At 55.7% G+C, this 10,537-nt stretch carries 10 protein-coding genes and 2 pseudogenes; 1 reads left to right on the top strand and 11 read right to left on the bottom strand.

Translation table 11 applies throughout. The features are described 5' to 3' along the window. From QNK41_RS19730 to hisI, 11 genes and pseudogenes are all read right to left on the bottom strand, one after another. A pseudogene (locus QNK41_RS19730) lies at positions 1–376 on the bottom strand (aminodeoxychorismate synthase, component I); the annotation flags it as partial. Then, on the bottom strand, positions 373–1,056 hold the full coding sequence (locus QNK41_RS19735; RefSeq protein ID WP_319260546.1) for an aminodeoxychorismate/anthranilate synthase component II: 684 nt from the start codon (positions 1,054–1,056) through the stop codon (positions 373–375). The pseudogene QNK41_RS19730 and the gene QNK41_RS19735, both read right to left, overlap by 4 nt. Positions 1,057–1,683: 627 nt before the next feature. Beyond that, positions 1,684–3,171: an ATP-binding protein gene (locus QNK41_RS19740; protein ID WP_319260549.1), complete on the bottom strand. Its 1,488-nt coding sequence runs from the start codon at positions 3,169–3,171 to the stop codon at positions 1,684–1,686. Beyond that, entirely contained in the window at positions 3,155–4,651 is a 1,497-nt protein-coding gene (locus tag QNK41_RS19745) for an ATP-binding protein (RefSeq protein WP_319260552.1), read from the bottom strand. Before QNK41_RS19745 ends, QNK41_RS19740 begins: the two co-directional genes overlap by 17 nt. A 173-nt stretch (positions 4,652–4,824) precedes the next feature. Continuing rightward, the gene (locus tag QNK41_RS19750) at positions 4,825–5,124 is read right to left on the bottom strand and encodes an HNH endonuclease (protein WP_319260554.1); all 300 of its coding nucleotides are present in this window, start codon (positions 5,122–5,124) and stop codon (positions 4,825–4,827) included. Next, positions 5,121–6,002, bottom strand: a complete 882-nt coding sequence (locus tag QNK41_RS19755) for a hypothetical protein (protein WP_319260557.1) — start codon at positions 6,000–6,002, stop codon at positions 5,121–5,123. Before QNK41_RS19755 ends, QNK41_RS19750 begins: the two co-directional genes overlap by 4 nt. Continuing rightward, complete coding sequence (gene era, locus QNK41_RS19760) at positions 6,002–6,916, bottom strand: GTPase Era (protein ID WP_319260559.1); 915 nt, start codon at positions 6,914–6,916, stop codon at positions 6,002–6,004. Before era ends, QNK41_RS19755 begins: the two co-directional genes overlap by 1 nt. Continuing rightward, positions 6,894–7,496, bottom strand: a complete 603-nt coding sequence (gene yihA / locus QNK41_RS19765; RefSeq protein ID WP_319260563.1) for a ribosome biogenesis GTP-binding protein YihA/YsxC — start codon at positions 7,494–7,496, stop codon at positions 6,894–6,896. The genes era and yihA overlap by 23 nt, the downstream gene beginning before the upstream one ends. Before the next feature lie 15 nt (positions 7,497–7,511). Beyond that, complete coding sequence (locus tag QNK41_RS19770; RefSeq protein WP_319260565.1) at positions 7,512–8,654, bottom strand: pyridoxal phosphate-dependent aminotransferase; 1,143 nt, start codon at positions 8,652–8,654, stop codon at positions 7,512–7,514. Between the two features lie 51 nt (positions 8,655–8,705). Then, positions 8,706–9,581, bottom strand: coding sequence for an ATP phosphoribosyltransferase (hisG, locus tag QNK41_RS19775; protein WP_319260569.1), 876 nt, complete (start codon positions 9,579–9,581; stop codon positions 8,706–8,708). Continuing rightward, positions 9,578–9,955, bottom strand: a complete 378-nt coding sequence (gene hisI, locus QNK41_RS19780; protein ID WP_319260571.1) for a phosphoribosyl-AMP cyclohydrolase — start codon at positions 9,953–9,955, stop codon at positions 9,578–9,580. The genes hisG and hisI overlap by 4 nt, the downstream gene beginning before the upstream one ends. 285 nt (positions 9,956–10,240) lie before the next feature. On the opposite strand from hisI, the pseudogene QNK41_RS19785 reads away from it, so the two are divergent. Continuing rightward, a pseudogene (locus tag QNK41_RS19785) lies at positions 10,241–10,537 on the top strand (penicillin-binding protein); the annotation flags it as partial.

A 10,537-nucleotide genomic window follows, 5' to 3' on the forward strand; every position in this document is an offset into this window, starting at 1 on the left:
GGACTTCCAAGCCGTCTTTCAAGTCATAGGCCAGATATCCGAAGAGGCCGGCGGCAACGGGCCCCGCTGTGTCGCCTCTGTTCAGACGGCAGTGTGCCAAAACCGTTTCGAGCGAATCCAGCGGTGATTGTTGCGCCACATGGGTCGTCCCGTCAATGACGACCGTCGTTTCACCAGGCCGGCCGGTTAGCGTGAGCCAGGGATGGACGCCCAGGATGTGGTAGCGGGCGCAGTCCAGGTCTCCGCCACTGAGCAGCACCACGGTACCCGGTTCCTGGGCAAAGCGGGAGGCCATCTCCGCGAAGGATTCTTCCAGGTGAAGTGTCTCGCTGCGTATCCCGATGATTCCGGGCAAAAATTCCTTCAAGCGTTTCAACAGACCCTCGCTTCCACGGTCTGTCTGCCTCCCGTTTCCACAGTGAAAACGGGGCTGGCCACCCGAGGCTCGACATGCGTCGCCAGATCGCTTTTCAGCGGGCCCAGCCGCAGGAAGTTCTCAACCAGGGTGAATCCGTGTTCCGTCAGAAAGCTTTCCGGGTGAAATTGTACGCCGTGAAGCGGAAACCGCCGATGTGACATCCCCATGATCGTCGCATTCGTTGTGCGTGCGGTAACCACAAGGTGACGCTCAAAGGCAGGTTTGGACGGCTGCGCGACCAGCGAGTGATACCGGGCGACCCTCAACGGGGAGGGCATTGATGAAAAAAGTGCTTCCTGATGGTGATAAACCAGGCTGGTTTTACCATGCATGGGTGTCGGGGACCGGACCGTACGGCCGCCGAATACTTCGTTGATGCACTGCATACCCAAACAAACACCTAAAATAGGGGTCGTTTGATAAAAAGCCTGGATCAGGGCCTTGGAGATGCCGGCGTGGATCGGGTCTCTGGGTCCCGGACTGATCAGCACATAGTCCGGTCGCCCAGCCGCCACCTGGGCCAGGGTGATGCGGTCGCTGCGGTGAACCTGGATAGCCAGGTCGTAATGCATGAACATCTGCACCAGGTTGTAGGTGAACGAGTCATAGTTATCGATTACGAGCAGCGTAGCCATCATTGCCTCCCCGAAATAACCTCCATCCGGAAACGGCATCTTTCGGCCCCCGGCGGCGTTCTCGCTCTGTCGCCATCCTCAGAATAGGCCCACGATGCCTGCGGTGACAACATCGCTCGGGCCTTGCCGGGAACCAAAATCTACCATTTCCAGACGGACACTGGGTATGAAGTTTACATGAGCCGGTTTCAAGATGTTCCAGTTCGGTCAAGATCAAGGCGGGCGATCATTTCAACCGGAGGCATACATGTCGTATGTCGAGGATTGAAATGGTGAGCCCAACGCAGATATTGGTCGAAATGGGGCATTTTGAAATTGGCTCAAATAAAAACAGCCACCCCGCTTGAGCTTGGGTGGCTGAGGCCTGTTGCATAACTCAGTATTTATGGCGCCCAATTAGGCGGACGCCTATCAATATTTTTCAATTTTAGTAGCGGATATGGCCGTCGCGGTCAAGCAAAATGACACCCGAGGCCAACTATCGTTCCGATCAAGAACTGGTAGCTTGTGGTTCAGATCAAGGCCGCGGGGAGGGTTCAAACCGCAGGCGTAGCCACGCTGCGTCGAGGACGTTCAATAAAACGAGAACGCAGATATGGGCCGCAAGATGCCGTTTCTTGATGGGAACGCTCAATCCACCGGCAATAGGACCGTAAAGGTGGTTCCCTTGTCCGGAACGCTCTCAACGCTGATCCGGCCATTTAACGCCTCCACCAGCCCTTTGACGATGGGCAGCCCCAACCCGGTGCCGGTGATGAAGCGGGTCTTGTCGTTTTTCACCCTGAAAAACCGGTCGAAAATTTTATCCAGGTAGCGCGCTTCGATACCGAATCCATTGTCGATCACCCGGACCCGCAGGTTGAGGCCGGTCATATCCGCCTTGACCTTAATTTCACCCCCGTTCTGGGTGTAGTTGATGGCGTTGGTGATCAGGTTGCCGAAGATGCTCTCCAACGCCAGCGGGTCGGCTTTAAGCGTGGGCAGCAAGTCGGCCGGCCGGTCCATGGTGAGCGATTGCGCCTTGGTCCTGGCCCGGGTGCCGAGAAAGTCAACGATATTGCCGAGCAAATCTTCCAGCTGAACCGGTTTGGGCTCCTGGCAGGTGCTTCCGGATTCTATGCGCGACAGATCCAGCAGGTCGCCAATGGTGGAAATCAGGCCCTGGGTTTTTTCCTTGGCCCGCGCGAGCAGGTGTTCCTCCGATTCACTGAGCTGCCCCATCAGATCGTTAAGCACCAGCGCCAACTGCTCGTGGATGGTGGAGAGCGGGCTTCTGAGCTCATGGGACACCTTGGCCACGAATTCAGATTTGAGCCGGTCCAGCACCTTCATGTTGGTGATGTCGATAACGGTGACCACCGCCCCCAGGCATTCTTTGCGCTCGCCCAGCACCGGCCGGCCGCGGGCCATGAGAAACCGGTCGCCGCCGAAAGAAAATTCGCAGGTGGGGATATCGTCAAAATCCACATGCAGCCCGCGGGATATTTCCACAATCAACCGGCACAAGCCCTCGTCAGGGATGTAGGCCGAAATCGGCCCGCCGGTAGCCGTGTCCGCACCGAGATCCAAGAGTCGGCAAAAGGCCGGATTCATCAGCACCACCTGGCCGTCGGTATTGGTCACCACGACCCCGTTGGGAATCGAATCGACAATGGTATGGATTCTGCTTTTTTCCGTTCCCAGGTCCGCCAGGGTTCTCCGCCGCTCGGCTTCCAGTTTCACCGTGTCCTTCTGAAGCTGGATTTTTTCCCGGGCCCGGTTAACCACGATTCGCAGCTGATCCGGCTCGAAGGGTTTGGGGATAAAATCGTAGGCACCCCGTTTCATGGCCTCGATTGCGGTTTCGATGGTGGCAAAACCGGTGATGACAATGACCAGGATGTCCCGATCCATGGTCTGTATGCGCTTGAGCACCTCCATGCCGTCAATGCCGGGCATTTTCAGGTCCAACAGAACGATGGCCGCATCGGTCCGCCCGATAATGTCCAGCCCTTCTTCACCATTTTTGGCCGTCAGTGCGTTGCACCCCATGCGGCTGATGATCCGCTCCGACCCGTCCCGGATGCCCTTTTCATCGTCTACCACCAGAACGGTTACGGGATCAGGCGTGCTCTGCATGTTCGGCTCCTTTTTCGGTTTCATGGGTGATGGGAAGTTCGAGGGTAAAGGTGCTGCCGCGGCCGGGAATGCTTCGGGCGATGATGGTTCCGCCGTGATTTTCAACAATGCCGTAAACGACGCTCAGTCCCAATCCGGTTCCCTTGCCCTCTTCTTTGGTGGTGAAAAACGGCTCGAAGAGATGCTCCAGGTCCTTGGCGGATATTCCCGGGCCGGTATCGGCAATTTCGATTGACACCCGATCTTTGGTGGCGGATTCCCGGGTGATGATGGTGATCGTGCCGTTGCCGTCCATGGCCTGGGCCGCATTGATGATGATGTTCATGAACACGTGGCCCATCTGCTGTGTGTCCCCCAACACCAGGGGAACGAAGGGGGCCATTTTCTTTTTCACCGTTATATTATGAAAAAGGGTCTGATTCTCAATGAGAAAAAGGGTCCGATCGATCGCTTTATTGACGTTCAACGGCTTCATGAACTGGCGTGTCTGCCGGGCAAACTCAAGCAGTTCCTTTACGGTGTCCCGGCATCGCTGAGCATCCTTTAAAATCCGGTGCAGATCCTCTTTGGCGTTGTCCTCCAGATCATAGTCTTCCAGCATCAGTTTGGTGTATAACGTGATTCCGCCCAGCGGATTGTTCAGCTGATGCGCCACCCCTGCAGACAATTTTCCCAAGGATGCCATTTTTTCGGACTGGATCAACTGAAGCTGGGTTTTTTCCAGTTTCTGCTGAATGTGGATGCGTTCCCTCAGATCATGGAAAAAACCAATGGAGCCGGCTTCTTTGCCATTTTCATCGTAGATAGTGGAAGCGTAAAGGCTGATGGGAATTTTCTCACCGTTTTTGCCAATCGCCTTGATCCGGTATTTTTTCAGCTTCCCTTTCCCGCCATACTCATCACTTCTCAGGTTCCGCATCACCGCTCTGGCACCGCCACCCTCGTAAATCGCTCGGATGTTCAGATGATCGAGCGCCGCTTCCACACTATGGCCGGTCACCTCGGCGGCGGCATCGTTGAAGATGATGATCTTTCCGGTCATGTCGGCGGCAATCACCCCGTCACAGGCGCTTTGGAGCAGATTATACAAAAAACTGTTGGCCCGCCGAAGTTCTTCCTCAAGACCCTCCAACGCCGGAAGTTCAAAGTTGAAAATCGTCAATGCATCCTGCCCATCCTCATCAGTGATGGGGTAGGCATACAAGCAGGACCGTTTCTGTTTGCTCAGCGAACTTGATGAAAGGTCCCGCAAGGATGGCTTTCCAGTAACCATGACTTTTTTGGCCGGGCAATTGTCGCATGGTTCGGGGCGGCTATAAAACACCTCGTGGCAGCATTTCCCCGATGGTGACTCCCCGTTGATGAGAGAGTCGACCCCGGCGGAGGCCAGAATGTGAAAGTCTCTGGAGATAACAACTATTTTTCGTTTGAACGCATCCAGCGCCTTGAGCAGCAGGTTCCGCTCTTTTTCGGTGCGCATCAGGCCTCCCGGGGGTTGACGTTCCGGAACCACTCGTGGTCGGGCGATTAAAAGACAGTTTCGTGCCGTTGTCAACAGCGATGCAGCGAAAAGCGTTATCCATTCGTCGCTGAGGCGGCGGCTTCTTAGCCGGGGAATTCGCCGCCCATCGTCATGGCTTCGGCCGTTGTCGGTTACGGCACGTTTTGACACATCTGGAGGTATGCGTCCCATTCCATAGGAAGCAGTTGTTTTTTCTTGTTGTTGCAGGACTTGCAAGCCGGAACCACATTTCCCTTGGTGCTTTTCCCTCCTCTGGCCACAGGAACGATGTGATCCATGGTCAGCTCCGCTGCCGGCATCCGACTGCCGCAATAATGGCAACGGCCTTTGGCACATCGCCGTTTCCACCACTGGGAATGCCTCAGCTCCCGGGCTTTTTGTCGTTCTTGCTTGAGATCCCGCTCATCCAGATCATAGGCATAGGACTTCATTGCATCTCCTTGTTCGCCGTTGACGCGGATGGCCGATTAACCGCCAGCCCCAAACCGACCAGCCAATTGTCAATCTCAGCCTGTAGCATCGTATAGAAACGGGCAGAGCCCCCCAGACCGGATCTGCCGAAGAAATAATTGATCTCCAGAAACAGCGGTTGCCGATCGTTTTTTGTGCCCCCGAAACGATCGAAGATAAAATCGAAACCGGCCAGGTTTATTCGAGACCGCTGGCAGAAGCCGTGGGTCAAGTCCAGGGCCTTCTGGCGAAGGTTCGGGTCTGATTCTGTATCGATACGCGCGCCCTTGGCCAGACTGGTGCCAAAAACACCGGGGTTATCCTGAATTCTCCAGTACGCTATCAGGGTCTGTCCGATCACGGCTACCCGCAACGTCCGATTTGAATCGGCGACACAGGTCTGCAGGACAAATCCCCGCTGACCGGATTGCTCATAGGTCGTCGCCTTTGACAGGGCTCGCGCCAATTCGGATTTGGACTGGAGCAGAAAGACCGTGTCCCCTTCACCCCCCCAATCCAGCTTGAAGACGAGGGGAAAAACGGTCTCGGTGATTCCCGCACCAGATCTTTGGAATTGCTTCGTATCATCAAAGATCCAGGTGCGGGGGTGGGGGGCGCCCAGGGCCTGAAAAAGTCTGGCCTGACCGGTTTTGCCTGGATATTGAAATCGCGCATCATAGTCTGGAAAGACATAGGAGCAGTTTTGCCTGGCCAACAGGTAGAGTGCTTCCCGGCAACCCTGGGGCAAAATGACGGCATCGGCGGCACGGATGGCCGCCAGGTCTTTTTCATCCGGATCCCTGCCGGCACAAAGAATGTTGCTGTCGGCCTCGTAGCAAGGATGAAAAGAGAGAATCATCAGTACCCGAACTTGCGCAGTGCTTTGGTGTCCCTGGTCCAGTTTTTCTGCACCCGCACAAAGAGTTTGAGAAAAACATTGGTGTCAAGCATCTTCTCGATCTCCTGCCGGGCCGCCTCGCCGATCTGCTTGAGCTTGGCCCCCTGTCTGCCGATGACGATGCCCTTTTGTGAGTCACGTTCCACGTGGATGGTGGCATGAATCCGAATCAGCGCGCCCTTTTTATCTTCCTTGAAGGAGTCGATGGTGACTGCCACAGCGTAAGGAATTTCCTGACCGGTAAGCCGGATGGCCTTTTCCCGGATCATTTCGGCGGCAATGAAACGCGTCGGCAGGTCCGTCACACTCTCGGGCGGAAAAAAGGGCGCCCCGGCGGGAAGGATGGCTTCCATGGCATCCATCAACCGGTCAACCTGTTCGCCGTTTTTGGCGCTGATGGGAACGACGGCTGCAAAAGGACTCAATCCGGACCAGCGTTCGATCTGTGATAGCAGGGCCGGCCGCTGGACCTGGTCGATCTTGTTGAGTGCCAGCAGCACAGGAATCCGCTGCTGGGAAAGCTTGTCACGCAACAGCTGTTCCGACAGTTCGTCCGGGGTCTGGGAATCCACCACCAGAAGGACAAGATCCACTTCCGACAGGGTAGACAGGGCCGCATCGACGATTCGGGCATTGAGCGGGTTCTTGGCCCGGTGGATACCTGGGGTGTCCAGAAAAACCATCTGGGAACCGGTCCGGTGCACCACGCCAAGGATCCGATTGCGGGTCGTCTGCGGCTTTTTGGATGTAATGGATATCTTCTGACCCAGCAACCGGTTGAGCAGGGTGGACTTTCCCGCATTGGGCGCGCCGAGAATGGCCACAAAGCCGGATCTGAATGCGTGGTTTGGGTCAGTTCCGTTCGCGGTGTTCATCAAAGACGGCCCTTTCTATGGCCGACCAGACCTCCGGTTTTCCCAGCCGTGTCTTGGCGGAAAAAAGGATCAGCGCAGCTTCGTCTACACCTACCGCGTTGCCGATGGCCTGCCGTTGTTTTTTTTGAGCGGATTTTGAGAGCTTGTCCGCCTTGGTCAGCACCAAAATGGGTGATCTGTGGTAAAGCTCCAGCCAGTCGATGAAGTTTAGCTCTTCGATGCCCGGAATCCTGCGGACATCCATGATTAAGACTACCGCTTTAAGGGTTTCCCGACCTTTGAGATAGGTCTCGATCATGGGACCCCATTTGCGCCTCACCGATGCCGGAACCCTGGCATATCCATATCCGGGCAGGTCCACCAGTGAAAGCCGGTCATTGACCGTAAAAAAATTAATCAGCTGCGTTCGACCGGGTGTGGCGCTTGTTTTTACCAGCCGTTTCCTGTTGACCAGGGTGTTGATCAACGAGGATTTTCCGACATTGGATCGACCGGCGAAGGCCGCCTCAGGGTGCAGGGTCTCGGGATATTGAGACGGTTTGACCGCGCTGGTGACAAAGTCTGCCGATTTAACGATCATGTCGCTGGCCCCGGTTCATATTCGCGCCTTAAGATACACCTCCAGGCGGTTCATGCCTTCGGCGATGTTTTCCATGGAGTTGGCGTAGGAGAAGCGCAGGTATCCCTCTCCGTGCTGGCCAAAATCGATGCCGGGGGTCACCCCCACGAAGGCCTTTTCCAGGATGTCGAATGCCAGGGCATAGGAATCTTCGGAGATGTGCCGGGCGTTGGCAAACACATAGAACGCGCCGGTGGGTTCCACGGTGATGCCCAGCCCCATTTCCCTCAGCCGTCGGATCATGAAGATGCGTCGCTCGTTGTAAATGCGCTTCATGCGCGCCACGTCATCCCCGGCTTCCTTCAGCGCGGCGATCCCCGCCTTCTGAATCATGGCATTGGCCGAAATGAAAAAGTTCTGTTGCACCTTTTGAATGGGGCGGATGAATTCCTTGGGTGCGATGAGGTAGCCCAGTCGCAGTCCTGTCATGGCAAATAGTTTGGAAAAACCGTTGAGCACGAATGCACGGTCCGTGAACTCGAGGATCGAATGCTCTTTTCCTTCATAAACCAACCCGTGGTATATCTCGTCTGAAACGATCCAGGGCGGCATGCCGGCGATGGCTTCCATGCGCGTTTTTGAAAGCAGGTTGCCCGTGGGGTTGGAGGGCGAGTTGATGAAGATGGCCCGGGTGCGGTCAGAGAGCTTTTCTTCGATGGCCTCTGGACGATATTGGAATCCGTCTTCCTCGAACACCGGCACCCTCACCGGCTCTCCCCCGACGAACTTGATGAAGTTGGGATAGCAGGCGTAGTGCGGGTCAGAGAGAATCACCCGGTCCCCGGGTTCCAGCAGGGCGGCGAAGGTCATGAAAATGGCCGGCGAACTGCCGGAGGTGACCACCACCTGGCCCGGATCGACGAAGACACCATAGGTGTCATGATAATACTCGCAGATGGCTTCACGCAACTCCGGCAAACCCAAGCTGTGGGTGTAGTGGGTGAATCCGTCGGTCAGCGCCTTGCAGGCCGCGGCTTTTACGCATTCCGGCGTGTCGAAATCGGGTTCTCCCACCTCCAGGTGGACAATGTGCTTGCCTTCGCACTCCAGCGCGCAGGCCCGTTCCAGAACATCCATGACAATAAAAGAAGTCATCTCCTCGGTGCGTTTCGATGCCATGGATCCCCCCCTATTTTGTGTTGGCGCCGACCATGTGACGCAAGCGACACGTTAAAGCACCTTGTTAAGCGGGTATTCAATAATTCCTTCCGCCCCGTTTTTCAGCAGAACGGGAATCAGATCCCGCACCACACTGGTGCCGACAACCGTCTCCACGGAAAACCAGTCGGACTGATAAAGGGAAGCCACTGTGGGGGCATTGAGGCTGGGCAGCAGCGTCACCACCTGCGCCAGCTTGTCGTGGGGCACATTCATTTTGATTCCCACCATCTTTTCACCCAGCAGCGCCCCCTTAAGCAAAAGGGCGATTTGTTCGATCTTCTCCCGCTTGGGCGGGTCTTCCCACGCCTTGCGATTGGTGATCAGTTGCGTGTTGGTCTGCATAAGTTCGTGGATGATGCGCAAGCCGTGGGCCTTGATGGTGCTGCCGGTCTCGGTGACCTCCACCACGGCGTCCGCCAGGCCGGACACCACTTTGGCTTCCGTGGCACCCCATGAAAATTCGACTTTCACGGAGATGTCGCGCTCGTCGAAATAGCGTTTGGTAAAGGCCACCAGCTCCGTGGCAACTTTCTTGCCGTTCAAGTCGTCAAGCGATTTGATCGGCGAATCGTAGGGTACGGCCAACACCCACCGGGCCGGCCGGGCACTGACTTTGGAATAGATCAGGTCTTCCACCACATGAACATCGGAGCCGTTCTCGGCAATCCAATCCTTGCCGGTGAGACCGGCATCCAGGGTGCCGTTTTCCACATAGCGGGACATCTCCTGGGCTCGACAGATGGTGCATTCGATCGTGTCGTCGTTGATTTCGGGGAAATAGCTGCGATCGTTGACATTTATGGTCCAGCCGGATCGTTTAAAAAGGGCAAAGGTGGCATTCTGCAGGCTTCCCTTGGGAATGCCCAGCTTCAGGGGTATCGTCATTCTTTATAAACCTCCTTGGGGTCGAAGACCGGCTGCCCGATGGTAACCAGGGCGCCGCCTTCCTCTCTTTGATGAAAGCAGCTGGCATATCCGGTGTGGCAGGCGGCCCCCCCTGCCTGCTCAACTTTCAGCAACACGGTGTCGTCGTCGCAGTCGACCCGGATTTCCTTGACATGCTGAATGTGGCCGGAGGTGAGCCCCTTCACCCACAGGGTGTCACGGGTCCGGCTGTAATAGGTGGCCCGGCGGGTCTTCAACGTCTCTTCCCAGGCGGCCTGGTTCATAAAGGCCAGCATGAGCACCTCTCCGGTTTTTTCGTCCTGAGCAATGGCCGGTATCAGTCCTCCCATTTTCTCAAAATTCAGTTTGATCATTCGTTTTCACTCCACTGTTGGATGCAGCCAGACCGCATTCATGATCCAGACAACATCGTCCTCAGTTTTCAAACATTGCTGCAAGTCCGGATTATCTAACCACATCACCTGCGGGAGTCAATCCCTTTTTTCCGCAACTGCGGGATAATCTTGCGAAAAATTATTTACTTTGTTAGGGTGGTGCGATTGACCACCTCCGGGCTCTGACCGGGGAGGTTCGTTTTTGCAACGGTTGCCGGCGTCCAAATCGGATGCCGCTACCATATCAGGGATTCCAAGTCAATTATGTCCAAAGAAAAAAGTGCGTCCCAGATTCTGAAAAAACGGGCTCGGCACCAATCGGGAGCGACCCTTGTCCGGCTCGTCAAATGGTCGCTGTTCATGGCTTTTTTTTTAATGCTCATGGGTGCCACGGCCATGGTGGGGATCTATTTCTATTTGAGCGACGACCTTCCGAAAATCACCTCGCTTACGGACTACCATCCCTCCATCATCACCACCGTCTATTCGGACGACAACCGCAAAATTGCCGAGTTTTACAAGGAGCGGCGCATCGTCGTCCCCCTGTCAAAGATACCCATT

This window comes from Desulfosarcina sp., from assembly GCF_033791525.1.
Classification (GTDB): Bacteria; Desulfobacterota; Desulfobacteria; order Desulfobacterales; family Desulfosarcinaceae; genus Desulfosarcina.

What these genes read in the sequence shown, in the direction of transcription:
- QNK41_RS19735 (WP_319260546.1), bottom strand. Translation starts at nt 1,056, where the DNA reads ATGATGGCTACGCTGCTCGTAATCGATAACTATGACTCGTTCACCTAC.
- QNK41_RS19740 (WP_319260549.1), bottom strand. Translation starts at nt 3,171, where the DNA reads ATGCAGAGCACGCCTGATCCCGTAACCGTTCTGGTGGTAGACGATGAA.
- QNK41_RS19745 (WP_319260552.1), bottom strand. Translation starts at nt 4,651, where the DNA reads ATGCGCACCGAAAAAGAGCGGAACCTGCTGCTCAAGGCGCTGGATGCG.
- QNK41_RS19750 (WP_319260554.1), bottom strand. Translation starts at nt 5,124, where the DNA reads ATGAAGTCCTATGCCTATGATCTGGATGAGCGGGATCTCAAGCAAGAA.
- QNK41_RS19755 (WP_319260557.1), bottom strand. Translation starts at nt 6,002, where the DNA reads ATGATTCTCTCTTTTCATCCTTGCTACGAGGCCGACAGCAACATTCTT.
- era (WP_319260559.1), bottom strand. Translation starts at nt 6,916, where the DNA reads ATGAACACCGCGAACGGAACTGACCCAAACCACGCATTCAGATCCGGC.
- yihA (WP_319260563.1), bottom strand. Translation starts at nt 7,496, where the DNA reads ATGATCGTTAAATCGGCAGACTTTGTCACCAGCGCGGTCAAACCGTCT.
- QNK41_RS19770 (WP_319260565.1), bottom strand. Translation starts at nt 8,654, where the DNA reads ATGGCATCGAAACGCACCGAGGAGATGACTTCTTTTATTGTCATGGAT.
- hisG (WP_319260569.1), bottom strand. Translation starts at nt 9,581, where the DNA reads ATGACGATACCCCTGAAGCTGGGCATTCCCAAGGGAAGCCTGCAGAAT.
- hisI (WP_319260571.1), bottom strand. Translation starts at nt 9,955, where the DNA reads ATGATCAAACTGAATTTTGAGAAAATGGGAGGACTGATACCGGCCATT.